Consider the following 17,720-nt stretch of genomic DNA (forward strand, 5'->3'; position numbering starts at 1 on the left):
ACCGTCTCGGGAACCTCACCCGATTCCGGCGCACCACCATCGGCCCGACTACCGCTGCCGGAATCCGCGCCGCCGGAATCCGCGCTGCCGGAATCCGCGCTGCCCGAATGGCCGGAGCGGTGAAAGATACTCACGTAGTGACCCCCGTCGCCGACCGCACCTCGTCGGCGATCTGTTGGGGATCGTCGAACACCGTGGGCGCGATCCTGGCCACACTACCGTCCGCGCGCAGAATGATCGTCGACGGAAACACCCGTGGCGCCCGCAACGCCGCGGCCACCGCACCGTCGGTGTCGAGGACGACCGGCAGATGCACGCCGACCTCGGTCAGAAATCGCAGCACCAGATACGGGTTGCCCGCCCCCTCCTTGGCATGCACGGTGAGCACGGTCACCTGGTCTCCCGCGCGCTGTGCGTAGTCGGCAAGCACCGGCAGTTCGCGGCGGCACGGCTCGCACCAGACCGCCCACATGTTGATGATCAGCGGCTTGCCGAGGGTCCCCGCCCCGACGTCGTAGGGCGCGCCGGTGGCCAGACACGGCACGCTCACCCCGGCCAGCACCGCCGAGGCACCCGGCCGCGGACCGCCGACCTGCGGACACGGTGCGATCGCCGCGTCGGTGCGTGCCTGCGCCAATTGCGCGTCGTCGACCTGCAGATCGGTCGCCGACAACGCCCCGGACGGGCGGACCTGCTCCGACGACGAGGACGACGATCCGTCCTCACGCGGCCAGATCGCCACCACCAGCGCGATGACGACGATGAAGAACACCACCGTCCAGCGCGCGGCGGGCGGGAACCGTGACCCACGCGGTCGGGACTCCGGCGGCGCGGGCGGGGAGATCGGCGTCTGTCCGGACGTGCTCTCCGGCGCGTCGGGCGAACCCTGTGCGTCGCTGTGGTCGGTCGTCATCAGGGCCGGATCCCCGCCAGTTCCAGCAGATGATCGGTCTCCGGTCCCTTCACCAGTGCCGCCGCCTGTTCCTTGTCCATCGGTCCCGTGCCGACCGACGGACAGTCCTTGGCCAGGATGCACACCCCACACGCCGGCTTCCGGGCGTGACAGACCCGACGGCCGTGGAAGATCACCCGATGCGACAGATCGGTCCAGTCCTTGCGTTCGATCAGCTCGCCGACCGCGTGCTCGACCTTCACCGGGTCGGTCTCCTCGGTCCACTGCCACCGGCGCACCAACCGGCCGAAATGGGTGTCGACGGTGATGCCGGGCACCCCGAAAGCGTTCCCCAGCACCACATTGGCGGTCTTGCGGCCGAAACCGGGCAGTGATACCAGTTCGGAAAGCGTGTGCGGTACCTCGCCGTCGAAGCGTTCGACCAGCGCCTGCCCCAGGCCGATGATGGAGTTGGCCTTGTTGCGGTAGAACCCCGTCGACCGGATCATCTCCTCGAGTTCGATCCGATCGGCCTGCGCGTAATCCCAGGCGGTCCGGTACTTCGCGAACAGCGCCGGCGTCACCTGATTGACCCGCACGTCGGTGCACTGGGCCGACAGGATCGTCGCCACCGACAACTCCAGCGGCGTGGCGAAGTCGAGTTCGCAGTACACATGAGGAAACGCGACCATCAGCGCGCGATTCATCCGACGTGCACGACGCACCAGACCCAGGTGGGTCTCGTTTTTCACCGACCTCGTCGACGGCACCGCTGCGGCGGTCGGCACCTTCGCCATCCGTGCCGGCGATCCCGGGGCCTTGCGTGCACTCACCTGTCCAGATTAGCGATCGCGCTCGGAGTGATCGGCGCGCGCGTCGCCGCACCCGCCGCCAACGCTTTGGTCACAAAGCGATCACCGCGGCCATTCTGGTTGGGAGTCGGCAACCCCTCCGGTGTTTACTGGGGCCATGCAAGGACTCGCCGTGCTGCTGTTCCCGGCTGTACTGATGCTCTTCGCGCTCGGCATGGAGAAGGTTCAGGCGTGGACCGACAAGGTCACGGTCAACCGTGACAACGTCGAGGAATTCCTGGAGGGCGCGGAGCCGGAGCACGTGGACACCCTCGCCCGCGAGGGGATGCCGGCCGCGCTGGACGAACTCCGCAACCGTCGCGCAGGCTGAGTCGTCGCATATTTCCCGTTTCGGGACACGCTCGCCATTGCGACGCCGGTGACCCATTCAACACTTATGCTGATGGCGAGAGTAGCGTTGCACAGGGTGCGATGATCCGGTCGCACCCGGTGTTGTCACAGTGAGAAGGGACTCCTTGGTGGAGGAAGTACTGGCGCGGGCGGGCATATTCCAGGGTGTTGAGCCCTCTGCCGTTGCGGCGTTGACCAAGCAGCTGCAGCCCGCCGATTTTCCGCGTGGGCATGTCATCTTCCACGAGGGCGAACCCGGCGACCGGCTCTACATCATCCTGTCCGGCAAGGTGAAGGTCGGCCGTCGCTCGCCGGACGGACGCGAGAACCTGCTGACGATCATGGGGCCGTCGGACATGTTCGGTGAGCTGTCCATCTTCGACCCCGGCCCGCGGACGAGCTCGGCCACCACAGTGACCGAGGTGCGCGCGGTGTCGATGGACCGCGACGCGCTGCGCGCCTGGATCAAGGACCGCCCGGAGATCGCCGAGCAGTTGCTGCGGGTCCTCGCCCGCCGCCTGCGTCGCACCAACAACAACCTCGCGGACCTGATCTTCACCGACGTCCCCGGCCGCGTCGCCAAGCAGCTCCTGCAGCTCGCGCAACGTTTCGGTACCCAGGAGGGCGGCTCACTGCGCGTCACCCACGACCTCACCCAGGAAGAGATCGCCCAGCTCGTCGGCGCCTCCCGCGAGACCGTGAACAAGGCGCTCGCCGATTTCGCCCAGCGCGGCTGGCTGCGTCTTGAGGGCAAGAGCGTGCTGATCGCCGACTCGGAGCGCCTGGCCAGACGCGCTCGGTAGTTTGGCGCCGCCTCCGGCGACGCGTGTGTGCGCGCCTCAGGCACCGCTCTTCGTCGTCAGCGACGCCACTCGCTTCGCTCGCTGGTCGCTTCCTCCTGCATCGCGGTGCGGCGCGCACCCGTTCTTGGGCACAGCGCGCACACGTTCTTCGGCACAGGTGGGAGTGATCACTGCCCCCGCAGGTACTCCAACTGCGCCTTCACCGACATCCGGGCCGCCGGCCAGAGCTTCTTGTCGACGTCGGCGTAGACCTTCTTGACCACCTTCATCGGCTTGGCCTGGTGCGCGGTGACGCCCATCTCGTCGAGCGCGGCCTGGATCTGATCGATGCGCTCCTCGCGGTGCGCCTTGTAGAAGCGGGCCACCGGCTCGAGGGCCGGATGGTCGGGTCCGTGCGCGGGTAGCAGCGCCGCGTCGGCACCGTCGACGATGAGCCGGTTCAGTGACGCCATGTAGTCGCGCAGGCTGCCGTCGGCGGGGTCGATGACGGTGGTGCCGCTGCCGAGGATGGTGTCGCCGGTGAGGACGGCGCGTGAATCCTCGTGCTCGACCAGGAAACTCACCGAGTCACCGGAATGGCCGGGGGTGAACAGGACGGTGATGCGGAGTCCGGCGATCTCGATGATCTCCCGGTCGCGCAGCGGCGGCGCGTTGCGACTGTGTTCGGCCAGCCGGGCGCGGGTGGGTGCACCGGTGTGTTTGGTCAGCCGATCGATGGCGCCGGTGTGGTCGAAATGCCGGTGGGTGATCAGCGTCAACGCGATACCCGGTTGGGCCGCAACGTTTTTCACATGCTTCTTGTGACGTGGCGGGCCCGGGTCGACGACCACACATTCGGCGTGGCCGGGTGCCCGCAGGATGTAGGTGTTGGTCCCGTCGAGTTCCATCACGCCCGGGTTCTCACAGAGCAGCACCGACGCGAACGGGGTGACCTCGCGCAGCACGCCGTAGGCGGGATGGGAGACCGGCTCGTTCGCCGGGGTGTGTTCGTCGGGGGCTCCGACACCGGAATCCGTCATGCGCCCAGGGTAATCGCGCTCACACCGGCCGCCGGTTCGGGTAGCCCGTGGCGCCCGCCGCTCACCCGGTGATCAGGTCGTAGGACAGCTTCGCCACCATCACCACGACGACGGCCAGCAGCACCCAGCGTACGAAAGCACTGCCGCGCCCCAGCGCCATCCGTGCCCCGATCTGCGCGCCGATCACGTTGCCGACCGCCAACGCCGCCCCGAGCAGCCACATCACGTGGCCCTGCGTGGCGAACACCGCCAGCGCCCCGAGATTGGTGCCGGTGTTGATCACCTTGGCCGTCGCCGAACTCTCCAGGAAGTTCGTCCCGACCAGCGCGGTCAGGGTGATGATGAGGAAGGTTCCGGTGCCCGGACCCATCACACCGTCGTAGAAGGCGATGACAACGCCCGCGATCACCAGTCCGGCGATCATCGACGCCCGCGAACGTGGTGTGGCCGAACCGGATCCGAAGCCGGGGTTCAGGGCGACGAAGAGTCCGACGGCCACCAGCATCACCAGCACGATGGGCGTGAACACGTCGGTGGGCAGGCGGCTCGCGACGAAGGCGCCGGCACCCGAGCACAGCACGGCGCAGGCGAACACCGGCGCCAGGCGTCGCCAGTGCAGCGGCACCGCACGGGAGTATTGCCACGCCGCCGACGCGGTACCCACGACCGCGGCGAGTTTGTTGGTGGCCAGCGCCGACGCCGGAGCGACGCCGGGCTGACCGATCAACAGCGCCGGGATGAGGATGAGCCCCCCGCCGCCGACGACGGCGTCGACCCATCCGGCGGCCGCCGCGGCGAGGATCAACGCCGCGACGACCTCAACGCTCACTGATCGGCGACCTCGACGATGAGTTCGACCTCGACCGGCGAGCCGAGCGGGAGTTCGGTCACGCCGACCGCCGATCGGGCGTGGACGCCGGCGTCGCCGAAGATCTCACCGAGCAGGTCCGACGCGCCGTTGAGCACTCCGGGCTGACCGGTGAAGCCGGGGGCCGACGCGACGAAACCGGTCACCTTGACCACACGCACGACCGCGTCGATCCCGACCAGACCGTCGACGGCGGCCAAGGCATTGATGGTGCACTGCCGGGCGGCGGCGGTGGCCTGATCCGGTTTGACGATGCCCTCGGCACCGACGCACACCTTGCCGCGCGCACTCAGCTCGCCGTCGACAAAGGGCAGCTGACCGGAGGTGTACACGAGGTTTCCCGACCGCACCGCCGGCACGTAGTTGGCCACCGGCTTCGGTGCGGTGGGCAGGGCGATTCCCAGTTCGTCGAGACGTCGAGTCCAGGTACCCACTGCGATCAGCCCTTCGGTCGCTTCAGGTAGGCGACGTGCTGCTCACCGGTCGGTCCGGGCAGCACGCTGACCAGCTCCCAGCCGTCGGCGCCCCACTGATCGAGAATCTGTTTGGTGGCATGGGTCAGCAGCGGAACCGTCACGTACTCCCATGTGGTGACTTCACTCATGGGGGCCAGCCTAACCGCTTTGTTCCCGAGGACTTCCACAGTGGATAGGGTGGGGCGATGGTCGACGATACTGCCGATGACGGCACGACACACACCGCCGGGGGTGGCGCCGGCGACAGCCCGCGGGGGGCGACACCGGCAAGGACCGACGATCTGGCCGACGATGTGACCGCGGCGGCCCTGCGTGAGGACACCGAGGACGTGACCGCGCAGAACTCCTGGCCGGACTCCGCGGCCCGCGCCCGGTTGCACTTCGTCTCCGGCAAGGGCGGCACCGGCAAGTCCACGGTCGCAGCGGCTCTGGCACTGACCCTCGCCGCCGACGGCAAACGCGTTCTGCTTGTCGAATGCGAAGGTCGTCAGGGCATCGCACAACTCTTCGACAGCCCACCGCTACCACCCACCGACACGCGTATCGCCACATCCGAGGGCGGCGGCGAGGTGTGGGCGCTGGCCATCGACATCGAGCACGCTCTGCTCGAATACCTCGATATGTTCTACAACCTGGGCTTCGCCGGCCGTGCGATGAAGCGCATCGGCGCGATCGACTTCGTCACCACCGTGGCCCCCGGTCTTCGCGACGTGCTCATCACCGGCAAGGTCAAGGAACGCATCATCGCGACCGACAAGAAGGGCGCCCGGGTCTACGACGCGGTCGTCGTCGATTCGCCACCCACCGGCCGCATCGGCAGCTTCCTCGACGTCACCAAGGCGATGGCCGACCTGGCCAAGTCGGGACCGATCCGCAACCAGAGCGAGGGCGTGGCCCGGCTGCTGCACTCGGAGGAGACGGTGATCCATCTGGTCACCCTCCTCGAGGCGATGCCGATCACCGAGACCATCGAGGCGGTCGACGAACTGCGCGGCAAGGATCTGCACATCGGCAGCCTGATCATCAACCGCGTCAACCCGATTCATCTGCCCGCCGATTCGATCGACGACATCGCCGAGGGACACATCGATGCGGCCACGGTGGCGAAGGGACTGACCGCGGTCGGCATCGACGCCTCCGAATCCGACTTCGCCGGACTGCTCACCGAGACCATCGAGCACGCCTCCCGACTCCAGGCCCAGCAGGTCGCCAAGGCGCAGCTCGACGAGGTCGAGGTGCCCACTCTGGAACTGCCAACCCTCGGCGACGGCATCGACCTCGGCGGGCTCTACGAGCTGGCCAATCTGCTGCAGAAAGCGGGGGCATGATGCCACTGGACCTGAAGATGGGCGCCGTGCTGGCCGACCCGGAGACCCGAGTGGTGATCTGTTGTGGCGCAGGCGGAGTCGGCAAGACGACGACGGCCGCCGCGATGGCGCTGCACGCCGCGGAGGCCGGTCGCACGGTCGCGGTGCTGACCATCGACCCGGCCAAGCGGCTCGCCCAGTCGCTGGGGATGAGCGAACTCACCAACGACCCGCAACCGGTCGCCGTCGATGGTGCCGGAACGCTGGACGCGATGATGCTCGACATGCGCCGCACCTTCGACGAGATGGTGCTCGAATACTCGACACCCGAACGCGCCGCGGCGATCATGGAGAACTCCTTCTACCAGACCGTGGCCGAATCCTTCTCCGGCACACAGGAATACATGGCCATGGAGAAGCTCGGCAAGCTGTTGGAGACCAATCGCTGGGATCTGATCGTCGTCGACACCCCGCCGTCGCGGAATGCGCTGGACTTCCTCGACGCCCCGCAACGCCTCGGTTCGTTCCTGTCCGGACGGCTGATGAAGATGCTCGTCGGCGGTGGCCGCGGGGTGGGCCGGATGGTCACTGGCGCGATGAGCCTGGCGATGCGTGGTGTCTCCACCATCATCGGTGGCGACATGCTGCGTGACGTCGCCACCTTCGTGCAGTCACTGGACTCGATGTTCGGCGGTTTCCAGGACCGGGCGATGAAGACCTACGAACTGCTCAAGCAGCCCGGCACCCGGTTCGCCGTGGTGGCCGCCGCGGAACCGGATGCCCTGCGCGAGGCCGCGTTCTTCGTTGATCGGCTCTCCGAGGAGTCGATGCCGCTGACCGGGCTGATCCTCAACCGCACCCACCCCAACCTCACCGGCATCACCGAGGACGCCGCGCGGGCGGCTCAGGAGCGCAGCGACGGCGACCTCGACGAACTCACCCGCGGCGTGCTGCTGGTGCACGCCGAACGCGCCGGGACGGCCAAGCGTGAGGTCCACCTGCTGCAGCGGTTCACCGCCGCGCATCCCACCGTGCCGATCGTCGGTGTCCCGTCGCTGCCCTTCGAGGTCGCCGACCGGGTCGCGTTGCGCGCGGTCGCCGAGCAGATCACCGGGCGGGGCTGACGCATCACACACATCGGGGGATGGGCGCGCCACTGTGCGGGTTCGGCGGTTCTCGGCGGGTTGCTCGCCACGTTCGGCGCGGCACTGTTCCAGGGACTGGCCAGCACCGGCGGCCGCGGGTTCGTGACCTACATCGCGGTGTGGCCGGAACCCGACGATGGCTTCGGGTCGGAGACGCTGCGTTATCTGACCGTCGCGGTGATCGGCATCCTGATCGGCGCGCTCGCCGCAACGGTCTCGTATGTGACCGGCGCACGGGCCGCCCCGGCCGGCTCACGCGTCGGCCTGACCGTGACGGCCGGACTCGTCGGCATCACGCTGGGACTGGCGCCCGTTCTCGCGATGCTGACGGTCACCGACTACTATCCGGACCTCTCACCGCTGCTGATCTACGGGATCTGTGGCGTCCTCGCGTATGTGCTCGCCGTGGCCGCGGTCGGTCTGGCGCTGCGGGCCGTCGGAGATGAGCGGGTGCGGTCGACGATGTACGCCACCGCGGCCGTGTTACCGATCGGGGCGGTGGCGGCCACGGCCGGCGGGGTGCTGAGTGCATGGACGCTCGGGTTCTCGACCACGACGTCGACCTGGATCGTCGTGGTGATCCTGGTGATCGGTGTGCTGGGCGCCACGCTCGCGGTGGCGCGCGGGGTGGCACTGCGGCGGGCGGGCCGGGGTGCGGGCCACGACTCTCACCCGGTCTGAACGCGAATCGTTCCGCCCGGTTCCGACCTGGATCAGAAACGTCACATCACCGGCGGGATGTACCCGGCCGGTGATGTGTGAAGTGACTTCTCTGCGCTACCTCAGCCCGCGACCCGCTGACGCCGACGCTGCGCCTCGAAGAACTCCGCCCACGAGGTGACCTCGGGATGCTGACGCAGCAGCGCGCGACGCTGACGTTCGGTCATGCCGCCCCAGACGCCGAATTCGACCCGATTATCGAGCGCGTCGGCGCCGCACTGCAGTTGCACGGGGCAGTGGCGGCAGATGGTGGCGGCCTTGCGCTGGGCGGCGCCACGAACGAACAGATCGTCGGGATTCTCGCCGCGGCAGCGCGCCTGCGACACCCACGTCAATCGCGCCTCTTCCGTTGAAACCGCCGCTGTCGCCATCGTCGCCCCTGTCTGTCGTTGTGTGCCGGCCACCCGCGTCGCCGGCTTCTCGACTGCAACCCGCCTATTCGAGATCGCCGCGTCGTATTTGATACATACAACACTCTGTCGGACCTGATGTTAAGTGAGTCACATTCTGCCCTCAATCTAGGGATCTGTGCTGAGGACCGCAACCCCTGGGCCGGAAAAACTGGCACACACGTGCAGACTTGACGAATCGTCGCAGTTCAGAAGGCATGCCGTGGTCGATGACGTCGCCCGCGGTCGAGGCTGCGCGGGTGTTGACGAAATCACACGTATCCTGTCGTGGTGCCGATCTCGAAGAAGCTGGGGCCACTCGCCGCGGCGTGTGTGCTCGCCGGTGTGTTGGTCGCCGGACTCCTCTATCCCGTGGCCACCGGAATCGGAGTCGTCTCCAATCGGGCGGCATCGGCGGTGGAGAACGTCTCCTCCGAACTGCTCAACGGCACCCTGCCGGAGGTCACCACGATGACCGACGCGGCGGGCAATCCGATCGCGTTGCTCTTCGATCAGTACCGCTATCAGGTCGGCTACAACGACATCTCGCAGAACATGATCGGCGCGATCATCTCGATCGAGGATCGGCGCTTCCTCGAACACGACGGGGTCGACTGGAAGGGCACGATCCGCGCGGCGCTGAAGAACTCGTCGTCCGGCGAGGTGCAGCAGGGCGCGTCGACCCTGGATCAGCAGTACATCAAGAACTATCAACTGCTCGTGCTCGCCCGTACCGAGGCCGACCGGCAGGCCGCCACCGAGACCACCCCGGCGCGCAAGCTGCGTGAGGTACGGATGGCGTTGACGATGGAGCAGTCGCTGATCGAGCAGGCCAAACGCAAGGGCCTCTCGGACGCCGCCGCCAAGCAGGAGGCGAAGAAGCAGATCGTCACCCGCTATCTGAACGTCGTGCCGTTCGGCAACAACGCCTACGGCATCGAGGCCGCGGCGCAGGTGTACTTCAACTCGCACGCCAAGGATCTGACTGTCGAGCAGGCGGCGCTGCTCGCCGGAATGGTGCAGTCCAGTAGCGCGCTGAATCCGTACACGAACCCCGAGGCGGCGTTGGCGCGGCGCAACACCGTGCTCGACACGATGATCCAGAACTTCCCGGATCGCCGCGACGAACTCATCGCCGCCAAGGCCAAGCCGCTGGGCGTGGTGCCCAACCCGAACATCCCGACCCAGGGGTGCATCGGCGCCGGGAACAACGGCTTCTTCTGTGACTACGCGCTGCAGTTCCTGGCCGAGAACGGCATCTCGCGGGACTCGGTGATGCGCGGCGGCTACATCATCAAGACCACGATGGATCCGCAGGTGCAGCGGTCGGTGCAACGCGCCCTGCAGACCCAGGCCGACCCGCAGGCCGACGGCGTCGCCAGCGTCATGAGCGCGATCCGGCCGGGCACGACGTCACACCCCGTGCTGGGCATGTCGTCGAGCCGCAACTACGGCCTGAACCAAAACGCCGACGAGACCGTGCAACCGCAGCCGTTCTCCCTCGTCGGTGACGGCGCCGGGTCGGTGTTCAAGGTGTTCACCACGGCTGCGGCCCTGGAGAAGGGCGTCATCGGCACCGGCTCCAACATCCCGGTGCCCGCCTTCCTCGCCGTCCAGGGCATGGGTAACAGTGGCGGTTCCTACGGCTGCCCGGCCAACAGTTACTGCGTGCGCAACGACGGGCGGTACCCGGCGACGATGTCGATCAGCCAGGCGCTCGCGCAGTCCCCGAACACCGCGTTCGTCGGGTTGCTGCAGCAGACCGGGGTGAAACCGACCGTCGACATGGCGGTGCGGCTGGGTCTGCGGTCCTACAACACCCCCGGCACGTCGGGCAGCGGCGACAAGTCGATCGCCCAGTACGTCAAGGACGGCAACTTCGGTTCGTTCACCCTCGGGCCGTTCCCGGTCAACGGGCTGGAACTGTCCAACGTCGCCGCGACGCTGGCCTCCGGCGGTGTGTGGTGCCCGCCCAATCCGATCGGGTCGATCAACACGATCAAACGCGACGAGAACCTCAACGCGGTCCCGGGACCGGACGGCAATCCGGTGCTCAACGCCGTGCCGTTCAACCCGCCGGCCTGTGACCGCGTCGTCGAAGAGGGACTGGCCAATTCGCTGGCCGTCGCGATGGGCCAGGACGATCGTGGGGGAGGCACCTCGGCCGCCGCGGCCGGGGCCACCGGATGGAATCTGCCCGTCTCCGCCAAGACCGGTACCACCGAGGCGCATCGTTCCGCGGCGTTCCTCGGCTTCACCAACAACATCGCCGGCTCGGTGTACGTCTACAGCGACGGACCCAACCCGGAGGGCATCTGCACCAGCCCGCTGCGGTCCTGCTACGACGGAAACCTGTACGGCGGTTACGAACCCGCGCGCACCTGGTACTCGGCGATGCTGCCGGTGGCCAACAACTTCGGCCCGACCGCGTTGCCGCCGTCCGATCCGCGGTATGTGGCCGGCACCAGCCGTGGCCGCATCCCGAACGTCACCGGACTGACCGCCAGCGACGCGACCTCGCGCCTGCAGGCCGCCGGATTCAAGGTCACCCAGCTCGAGGTCGACTCCGCCCGCCCGCAGGGCACCGTGCTCTTCACCGCGCCGTCGGATTCCGCACAGCCGGGTACCACCATCACGATGTACGTGAGCAATGGTCGTCGCGCCGAGGGCGGCAGCGGTGAGCCGACGCAGACCACCGTGCAGGTGCCCGGCGTCGGACCGGTGATCATCGACCTGCCCGGCTGAGGCGCGCGCCGGCGTGCCCGGTGAACACGCCAACCGGCGTGTCGGGCAACCGGTGTACGCGTATCGTGGGGTGATGTCCATCCTCGATGCGAACCTGGTTCGGCAGCTCGATCGCCACCTCCCGACGTCGACGACGGCCCGCTCGGTGGCAGCCGGCGCCGGACTCGCGGCCGCCGGACTCTTCTACTCGACGGTGATCGAACGCAATGCGTTCACGCTGCGGCACACCACCATGTCGGTGCTCGAGCCGGGCGCCACACCGCTGCGGGTGCTGCACATCAGCGATCTGCACATGATGCCCGATCAGCGCCTCAAGCAGGCGTGGGTGTCCGAACTCGATGCGCTCGAACCCGACCTGGTGATCAACACCGGCGACAATCTCGCTCACCCGCAAGCGGTTCCGGCGGTCATCCAGTCCCTCGGCGGGCTGCTGTCGCGGCCCGGCCTGTTCGTCTTCGGGTCCAATGACTACTTCGGCCCGAAACCGAAGAACCCCTTCAAGTACTTCCGGACCGAACACAAGCGGACCCACGGGGCACCGCTGCCGTGGCAGGATCTGCGGGCCGCTTTTGTCGAACGCGGCTGGCTCGACGCCACCCACACCGTGCGCGAACTCGAGGTCGCCGGCGTCCGGGTGGTCGCTGCGGGCGTCGACGACCCGCACATCGAACGCGACCGCTACGACACGATCGCCGGCCGTCCCAACCCGCTCGCCCAACTCCGACTCGGGCTGACCCACTCGCCCGAGCCCCGGGTTCTGGATCGCTTCGCCGCCGACGGCTACGACCTCGTGCTGGCCGGGCACACCCACGGCGGCCAGCTCTGCCTGCCGTTCGTCGGTGCCCTCGTCACCAACTGCCACCTGGATCGTTCCCGGGTGAAGGGCCCATCCAATTGGGGCTCGACGATGAAGCTGCACGTCAGCGCCGGCCTGGGCACCTCGCCGTATGCCCCGGCCCGATTCTGCTGCCGCCCTGAGGCCAGCCTGCTCACGCTGACGCCCGTCTCGCACGGTGACGCCACCTTCGACGAGGATCAGTCACTGCCGCAGCTGGCCACCGACGCGCACTGAGACGCGGCCACGTGCCCACCGTCGGCGACAGTCTGGCCGAGGAGGTCTCGGTTTTCGCCTTCGACACCTTCGGGACCGTCACCGACTGGTTCAGCGGTATCCGTGCCGCGGTGGCCGAGGAGATCGGCGACGTCGACGCCGCCGAGTTCACCCGCGAGTGGCGTCGGCGCTACTCCCCCATCCTGGCCCGGGTCGAATCCGGTGAACTGGAATGGCGCGGCCTGGACGATCTGCAGGCCGAGACCCTCGGCCTGGTGGCAACCGGGTTCGGCGTCACTCTCGACACCGGCGCCGCCACCCGACTGGTACGGGCGTGGCGAACCATCCCCGGCTGGCCCGACGCGGCATCCGGTCTCGCTCGCCTGCGGAGCCGATTCACGGTGTGCGCGTTGAGCAATGGGAGTGTGGCGTTACTATCCGCGATGGCCAAGCACAACGGCTTCGGTTGGGATGTCATCGGCGGTTCGGACCTCTGGCGGCATTACAAGCCGCATCCGGCGACCTACCTCGGCATCGCCGAACTCCTCGAGGTGACGACCGATCAGGTGATGATGGTGGCGACCCATCAATCCGACCTCGACGCCGCACGTTCGGTCGGCCTGCACACCGCATTCATCGAACGCCCCCTCGAATGGGGTGATGCGTCATTGAAAGACGATTCCGGGTCGGCGGACAACGATGTCCATGCCCGCGACATCCTCGATCTGGCAAGCCAACTCGGCTGTTGATCCCGACCAGCGGGTTCATCCTTTTCGGGCGATGCCCACCCATGTGACCGGGCGTGAGAATGATTTCCGGAAACATTTTCACGAAAGGGGCATTGTCATGTCGGCACCAGTTCAGGATCGGCATCCGGTCCGCCAGGGGTTCGCGGGCGGCGCCACCATCGGCGCCGGCGTCCTGCTGCTCGTCGCCGGCGTCCTCGGCTTCCTGTCGGGGATCTCGGCCATCGTCAACGACGACCTGTTCGTCGTCGGACCGCAGTACGTCTACCAGTTCGACCTCACCACGTGGGGCTGGATCCACCTCATCGTCGGCATCCTCGCGATCGCCATCGCCTTCGGGATGTTCGTCGGCGCCACCTGGGCCCGCGTGTGCGCGGTGATCATCGCGGCGATCTCGATCATCGCGAACTTCCTGTGGCTGCCCTACTACCCCTGGTGGTCGGTCCTGGTCATCGCGTTGGATCTGTTCGTCATCTGGGCCGTGTGCACCTGGAAGACCGACTGAGAACCGGGCCACCGTCGCATCCGGTGATACGACGACGACCCGGCCGAGTTCGCACTCGGCCGGGTCGTGTCATGCGGCGATCGGATTCGATCGATGGGCGATTATCGACGGGCGATGAAGTGTGACTGAGGTCGTCGCCTGCACTTCCGATCACCGTCGGTTCACTCCGCGTTCCGTCGCTTTGGAGTGACCCGTTTCCGCCAGAAGGATGATCACCACACCCACGTGCTTATCCTCGGGATCATCGCAAACGATGTACCAGATTCGACCTCCACCAGTCACCTCGTACTGTCAGCGAACATACTCGCGCCCTTCGTAAGTCGCCGTCGCGAGCTTTCCCTTCAACGGGTGTACACGACCTTGGCGCCTCTCCAACGGCGTGCGCGTGAGATAGTCCCACGCGTCGGTCGCAGCATACTTCGCTCCCGCGAGGAACGCCTGCCAACCTTGGTGCGCCCTGCTGTTTCCGCAACAGACCAGGCACTCCGACTTCTTGACAGGACGGGGTACCTGATTACGAATGTCACTCAAGGCTGCTCGGCAGGGACCGGGGAGGTCGTGATCTCGGGACCATTACCAGGGATGAACCCGGCAGCATAGGCCGCCGCGGTTCCCCGCCACGCGTCGTACTCATCGAGCAATCGCTGATAGATCCCGAGTTCAACGGCGCTCCACAGCAAGCTGTCGATCTCCGCAGCACATTCCTGCTGCTGGTCATCGTCCAACTGACCGAACCACGCGTCGACAGCGCGAAGAGCATCGATCACATGCCCGTGCGTATGGGTGGCACGCATGAGCCGCGACGCCAAAGCAATCCCCGCCTCGCGGCTTTCGAGGTCACCAGCCCGCATCAGCACAAGGTCCGCAGCATCACGACGCGTGATACGGACAGCACCGTGCTCTGCCTCTGCGATCACCTCATTGGGGTGGCGCAGCAGGTCGGTAAGAGTGTGAGTGGTGCCCATGGTGTCAATCTTAGTGCACATCAGATAAACCTCTGATGTTTCTTCCACAAGCCGCGCGGACCCGGAAATGGTGCCGTCAGAGCCACTATTCGCGAGGAGTCCACCGCACTTCGGACCGTCGGCTCACCACCGCGACCACAGTCAGCGGGCCGGCCGTTCCGGCCATACGGACAAGTAAGGCGCTGACCCGGAAAACCAGGTCAGCGCCCTGCTGTCGTCTCAACCAACGAGTCGGGGTGGCGGGATTCGAACCCACGACCTCTTCGTCCCGAACGAAGCGCGCTACCAAGCTGCGCCACACCCCGTGTGCAACCTGCGATAGCTTACCCCCGGAGTCCGCCGGGAGTTAAATCGGCTGGTCAGCGTGCCAATCCACGACTCATTGTGAGTCGAATCCGCCCAACACATCCCCTCCGATCTCAGGTTCGCGTAAGGATGGGATCACGCACGTCGCGTACAGGAAAGGACCGCACATCATGAGCAGTTCCATCGAGGATCGCGAGATCAACTCGTCCACCAAGACCGGCTTCGCACTCGGGATCTCGATCGTCGCCGCGGCGTTGCTGTTCGTCGCCGGCATCGTGGCGATCTTCGAGGGCATCGCAGCCCTCAGCAACGACGAGATCCTGGTGGTGGGCGTCGACTACACCTTTGAGCTCGATCTGACGTCGTGGGGCTGGATCCACATCATCGTGGGCGTCATCGCCGTCGTCATCGCCGGTGGTCTCGCCGTCGGTACCGCCTGGGGCCGGGTGGCGGCGATCGTCATCGCGTCGCTGTCGATCATCGCCCAGTTCCTGTGGCTGCCCTACTACCCCGCCTGGGCCATCCTCATCATCGTCCTCGACATCATCGTGATCTGGGCGGTGGCCACCTGGAGTCCGGCCAACGCCTGACGGCGCTCGGGTGTCGACGGGCTGCCTCGTGGCGGCCCAGCCCGCCGTCGTCTCCGGCGGGCACCGCTCACCCATCCGGATCACCCGTTCGCGGCGAATGGCTGACGTTCACAGAACGAAAGGGAGTTCCACCATGCCGCTCGCGCGCCGCACCATCCGTCTGTTGCTCGTGCCCCTGGCCGTCATCGGCGCGGCGGGTGCGATGATCATCGCACCCGCCACCGCCGACGCCGCGCCACTGAAGCCCGTTCCGAAGCTCGACGTGCAGCGCTACCTGGGCACGTGGTGGCAGCAGGCCACGATCCCGTCGTTCTTCGGTGTCCGCTGCGCCAAGGACACCAACGCCACCTACGGCGTCATCGACGCGACCACGATCAGCGTCGACAACAAGTGCACGTCGTTCACTGGGCAGCCCGATGGCATCAAGGGCAAGGCGACCGTGGTCGATCCGGTGAGCAACGCCCAGCTCATCGTCACCTTCCCGGGTGTCCCCAACACCATCGATCCCGGCAAGACCCCCAACTACATCGTCTCGTGGGTGGCCGACGGCGCGACACCGGACGCCCCCTACGAGTACGCGGTGGTCGGCGACCCGTCACGCCTGTCGGGATTCGTGTTGTCCCGCAAGAAGGTCCTGACCACCGCGGAACTGCGGATGCTCAAGGATGCGACGGAGAAGGTCGGCTTCAACTCGTGCACCTTCCTCATCTCGCCGACCACCGGTGGGCGCAGCGACTATTCGCCACTCTGCACGGTCTGAAGATCCGCGATCGGGTCGGTGCGGTTGCGCCCGGTGCCCACCTGATCGGTCGTAGCCTGATCAGGTGAGCACCCCCCGCCCGCCCGAAGCGCTGTTGGCCGATGCCTACCGCATCGCCGACGAGATCCTCTATCCCGCCGCCGGCGAGGTGGACCGCATCGGGATCATCCCCGAATCCCATTGGTCCCACCTCGCCGGCGCCGGACTGTTCGGGATCGCCGACGCCGGGGCACGTCTCGATCTCACCGCAGTCCTCGAGATCCAGGAGGTCCTCACCAGCGGTTGCCTGTCCACCGCTTTCACCTGGCTGCAGCATCACGGCGTGGTCATCGCCCTGTCCTCGACGTCCAATGCGGCCCTGCGTTCGGAGTTGTTGGCCGACACGGTGAGTGGACGGCTGCGCGCCGGTGTCGCCCATGCCGGCGTGGTACCCACCCCGCCGCGGATGACGGCCACCCGCACCACCGACGGCTGGATCATCGACGGCTACGCCCCGTTCGTCAGTGGCTGGGACATCATCGACCTCCTGCAGATATCCGCCCGCGACGTCGAGACCGACGACGTGATCGCCGCCATCCTGCCCGCGCGTCGCCCGATCCCCGAGATCACCGCGAGCCCCATGCACCTGTCGGCCGGAAATGCCACCAGCACAGTGTTTCTGCGCGTCGAGGGCCTACGGGTGAGCGACGCACAAATCGTCAGTCGCGTCTGCCTCGACGACTTCTTCGCGAGCCAGAACATCGGCCTGCGCATCAACGGCACGCTCCCCTTCGGCCTCGTTCGACGCGCCACGGCACTGCTGGAGCGACTCGACGACGTGCACGCCGCCCGAGCACTACGCGAACGGGCCGGTGTGATCCGCGCACGCCTCGACGAATCCCTGTCCGACACACCGGCACTCCTCGACGCCCGCGCCGATGCCGCCCGACTGGCCGTCGAGGCCACCTCCGCACTCGTCGCCGCCGACGGCGGCCGCGCCCTGGTGACCGGCTCCACCCCGGAACGCCTGGCCCGCGAGGCGATGTTCACCCTGGTCGCCGCGAGTCGACCTCAGGTGAAAGACCTTCTCGTCCAACGATTCAGCGGAGCCGATAACCCGAGTTAAGCCCAATACCGTTCAGTTAAGGTTGCAAGGGTGTAGTTTGTAGGGTATGCCTCGTGCTGGGTGGGTGAAGCCTGAGTCGGATCGTCGGTTGTCGGATGTGGTGTCGGTGGGTGTGTTGATGCGGAC

The 17,720-nt window shown here is 67.0% G+C and carries 20 protein-coding genes and 1 tRNA gene; 12 read left to right on the forward strand and 9 right to left on the reverse strand.

Annotated features, from left to right (window positions below):
* Positions 1-130: 130 nt before the first annotated feature.
* The gene (locus tag ABLE92_RS13690; RefSeq protein ID WP_348805327.1) at positions 131-913 is read right to left on the reverse strand and encodes a TlpA disulfide reductase family protein; all 783 of its coding nucleotides are present in this window, start codon (positions 911-913) and stop codon (positions 131-133) included.
* Complete coding sequence (gene nth / locus ABLE92_RS13695) at positions 913-1,689, reverse strand: endonuclease III (protein ID WP_348805352.1); 777 nt, start codon at positions 1,687-1,689, stop codon at positions 913-915. The genes ABLE92_RS13690 and nth overlap by 1 nt, the downstream gene beginning before the upstream one ends.
* Positions 1,690-1,861: 172 nt before the next feature.
* Between nth and ABLE92_RS13700 the strand changes: the two genes are divergently transcribed.
* Complete coding sequence (locus ABLE92_RS13700; protein WP_348805328.1) at positions 1,862-2,074, forward strand: hypothetical protein; 213 nt, start codon at positions 1,862-1,864, stop codon at positions 2,072-2,074.
* A gap of 148 nt (positions 2,075-2,222) precedes the next feature.
* Entirely contained in the window at positions 2,223-2,897 is a 675-nt protein-coding gene (locus tag ABLE92_RS13705; RefSeq protein WP_348805329.1) for a Crp/Fnr family transcriptional regulator, read from the forward strand.
* A gap of 167 nt (positions 2,898-3,064) precedes the next feature.
* Here ABLE92_RS13705 and ABLE92_RS13710 read toward each other — a convergent pair whose 3' ends face one another.
* From ABLE92_RS13710 to sp36, 4 genes are all read right to left on the reverse strand, one after another.
* Positions 3,065-3,916, reverse strand: coding sequence for an MBL fold metallo-hydrolase (locus ABLE92_RS13710; RefSeq protein WP_348805330.1), 852 nt, complete (start codon positions 3,914-3,916; stop codon positions 3,065-3,067).
* Positions 3,917-3,977: 61 nt separating this feature from the next.
* Entirely contained in the window at positions 3,978-4,745 is a 768-nt protein-coding gene (locus ABLE92_RS13715; protein WP_348805331.1) for a TSUP family transporter, read from the reverse strand.
* Positions 4,742-5,218, reverse strand: coding sequence for a RidA family protein (locus ABLE92_RS13720; RefSeq protein ID WP_348805332.1), 477 nt, complete (start codon positions 5,216-5,218; stop codon positions 4,742-4,744). Before ABLE92_RS13720 ends, ABLE92_RS13715 begins: the two co-directional genes overlap by 4 nt.
* A gap of 5 nt (positions 5,219-5,223) precedes the next feature.
* A complete protein-coding gene (gene sp36, locus ABLE92_RS13725; protein ID WP_348805333.1) occupies positions 5,224-5,388 on the reverse strand; it encodes a Sp36 family protein in 165 nt (54 codons plus the stop codon).
* 57 nt (positions 5,389-5,445) lie between these two features.
* Here sp36 and bagA point away from each other — a divergent pair, with 57 nt between their 5' ends.
* The 3 genes from bagA to ABLE92_RS13740 are packed head-to-tail and all read left to right on the forward strand — an operon-like array spanning position 5,446 to position 8,393.
* On the forward strand, positions 5,446-6,588 hold the full coding sequence (bagA, locus tag ABLE92_RS13730; RefSeq protein WP_348805334.1) for an ATPase BagA: 1,143 nt from the start codon (positions 5,446-5,448) through the stop codon (positions 6,586-6,588).
* Positions 6,588-7,691 carry an ArsA family ATPase gene (gene bagB / locus ABLE92_RS13735; protein ID WP_348805353.1) on the forward strand — a complete coding sequence of 368 codons (1,104 nt, stop codon included), beginning with the start codon at positions 6,588-6,590 and terminating at the stop codon, positions 7,689-7,691. Before bagA ends, bagB begins: the two co-directional genes overlap by 1 nt.
* A gap of 60 nt (positions 7,692-7,751) precedes the next feature.
* A complete protein-coding gene (locus tag ABLE92_RS13740) occupies positions 7,752-8,393 on the forward strand; it encodes a hypothetical protein (RefSeq protein WP_348805335.1) in 642 nt (213 codons plus the stop codon).
* 101 nt (positions 8,394-8,494) lie between these two features.
* Here the strand turns inward: ABLE92_RS13740 and ABLE92_RS13745 are convergent, their stop codons facing one another.
* The gene (locus tag ABLE92_RS13745) at positions 8,495-8,803 is read right to left on the reverse strand and encodes a WhiB family transcriptional regulator (RefSeq protein ID WP_348805336.1); all 309 of its coding nucleotides are present in this window, start codon (positions 8,801-8,803) and stop codon (positions 8,495-8,497) included.
* A 309-nt stretch (positions 8,804-9,112) separates the two neighbouring features.
* Between ABLE92_RS13745 and ABLE92_RS13750 the strand changes: the two genes are divergently transcribed.
* From ABLE92_RS13750 to ABLE92_RS13765, 4 genes are all read left to right on the forward strand, one after another.
* The gene (locus ABLE92_RS13750; RefSeq protein ID WP_348805337.1) at positions 9,113-11,566 is read left to right on the forward strand and encodes a penicillin-binding protein; all 2,454 of its coding nucleotides are present in this window, start codon (positions 9,113-9,115) and stop codon (positions 11,564-11,566) included.
* Positions 11,567-11,639: 73 nt separating this feature from the next.
* A complete protein-coding gene (locus ABLE92_RS13755) occupies positions 11,640-12,638 on the forward strand; it encodes a metallophosphoesterase (RefSeq protein ID WP_348805338.1) in 999 nt (332 codons plus the stop codon).
* Positions 12,639-12,649: 11 nt separating this feature from the next.
* On the forward strand, positions 12,650-13,366 hold the full coding sequence (locus tag ABLE92_RS13760) for a haloacid dehalogenase type II (protein WP_348805339.1): 717 nt from the start codon (positions 12,650-12,652) through the stop codon (positions 13,364-13,366).
* Positions 13,367-13,463: 97 nt separating this feature from the next.
* Positions 13,464-13,868: a DUF7144 family membrane protein gene (locus tag ABLE92_RS13765; protein WP_348805340.1), complete on the forward strand. Its 405-nt coding sequence runs from the start codon at positions 13,464-13,466 to the stop codon at positions 13,866-13,868.
* A gap of 527 nt (positions 13,869-14,395) precedes the next feature.
* Here ABLE92_RS13765 and ABLE92_RS13770 read toward each other — a convergent pair.
* Both ABLE92_RS13770 and ABLE92_RS13775 read right to left on the reverse strand, forming a co-directional pair.
* Entirely contained in the window at positions 14,396-14,833 is a 438-nt protein-coding gene (locus tag ABLE92_RS13770; RefSeq protein WP_348805341.1) for a hypothetical protein, read from the reverse strand.
* A gap of 231 nt (positions 14,834-15,064) precedes the next feature.
* Positions 15,065-15,138: transfer RNA gene (locus ABLE92_RS13775), tRNA-Pro, on the reverse strand.
* Positions 15,139-15,309: 171 nt separating this feature from the next.
* Between ABLE92_RS13775 and ABLE92_RS13780 the strand changes: the two genes are divergently transcribed.
* From ABLE92_RS13780 to ABLE92_RS13790, 3 genes are all read left to right on the forward strand, one after another.
* Positions 15,310-15,729, forward strand: coding sequence for a DUF7144 family membrane protein (locus ABLE92_RS13780; RefSeq protein WP_348805342.1), 420 nt, complete (start codon positions 15,310-15,312; stop codon positions 15,727-15,729).
* Positions 15,730-15,862: 133 nt separating this feature from the next.
* Complete coding sequence (locus ABLE92_RS13785) at positions 15,863-16,489, forward strand: lipocalin family protein (protein ID WP_348805343.1); 627 nt, start codon at positions 15,863-15,865, stop codon at positions 16,487-16,489.
* 64 nt (positions 16,490-16,553) lie between these two features.
* The gene (locus ABLE92_RS13790) at positions 16,554-17,594 is read left to right on the forward strand and encodes an acyl-CoA dehydrogenase family protein (RefSeq protein ID WP_348805344.1); all 1,041 of its coding nucleotides are present in this window, start codon (positions 16,554-16,556) and stop codon (positions 17,592-17,594) included.
* The last annotated feature ends 126 nt before the right edge of the window (positions 17,595-17,720 follow it).

The organism is Gordonia oleivorans (assembly GCF_040044975.1).
GTDB lineage: Bacteria > Actinomycetota > Actinomycetes > Mycobacteriales > Mycobacteriaceae > Gordonia > Gordonia oleivorans.

Bases quoted from the DNA above. Each gene is read 5' to 3' on its own strand.
- ABLE92_RS13770 (WP_348805341.1), bottom strand. From the start codon at position 14,833: ATGGGCACCACTCACACTCTTACCGACCTGCTGCGCCACCCCAATGAG.
- ABLE92_RS13780 (WP_348805342.1), top strand. From the start codon at position 15,310: ATGAGCAGTTCCATCGAGGATCGCGAGATCAACTCGTCCACCAAGACC.
- nth (WP_348805352.1), bottom strand. From the start codon at position 1,689: ATGGCGAAGGTGCCGACCGCCGCAGCGGTGCCGTCGACGAGGTCGGTG.
- ABLE92_RS13710 (WP_348805330.1), bottom strand. From the start codon at position 3,916: ATGACGGATTCCGGTGTCGGAGCCCCCGACGAACACACCCCGGCGAAC.
- ABLE92_RS13755 (WP_348805338.1), top strand. From the start codon at position 11,640: ATGTCCATCCTCGATGCGAACCTGGTTCGGCAGCTCGATCGCCACCTC.
- bagA (WP_348805334.1), top strand. From the start codon at position 5,446: ATGGTCGACGATACTGCCGATGACGGCACGACACACACCGCCGGGGGT.
- ABLE92_RS13745 (WP_348805336.1), bottom strand. From the start codon at position 8,803: ATGGCGACAGCGGCGGTTTCAACGGAAGAGGCGCGATTGACGTGGGTG.
- bagB (WP_348805353.1), top strand. From the start codon at position 6,588: ATGCCACTGGACCTGAAGATGGGCGCCGTGCTGGCCGACCCGGAGACC.
- ABLE92_RS13690 (WP_348805327.1), bottom strand. From the start codon at position 913: ATGACGACCGACCACAGCGACGCACAGGGTTCGCCCGACGCGCCGGAG.
- ABLE92_RS13785 (WP_348805343.1), top strand. From the start codon at position 15,863: ATGCCGCTCGCGCGCCGCACCATCCGTCTGTTGCTCGTGCCCCTGGCC.
- sp36 (WP_348805333.1), bottom strand. From the start codon at position 5,388: ATGAGTGAAGTCACCACATGGGAGTACGTGACGGTTCCGCTGCTGACC.
- ABLE92_RS13700 (WP_348805328.1), top strand. From the start codon at position 1,862: ATGCAAGGACTCGCCGTGCTGCTGTTCCCGGCTGTACTGATGCTCTTC.
- ABLE92_RS13765 (WP_348805340.1), top strand. From the start codon at position 13,464: ATGTCGGCACCAGTTCAGGATCGGCATCCGGTCCGCCAGGGGTTCGCG.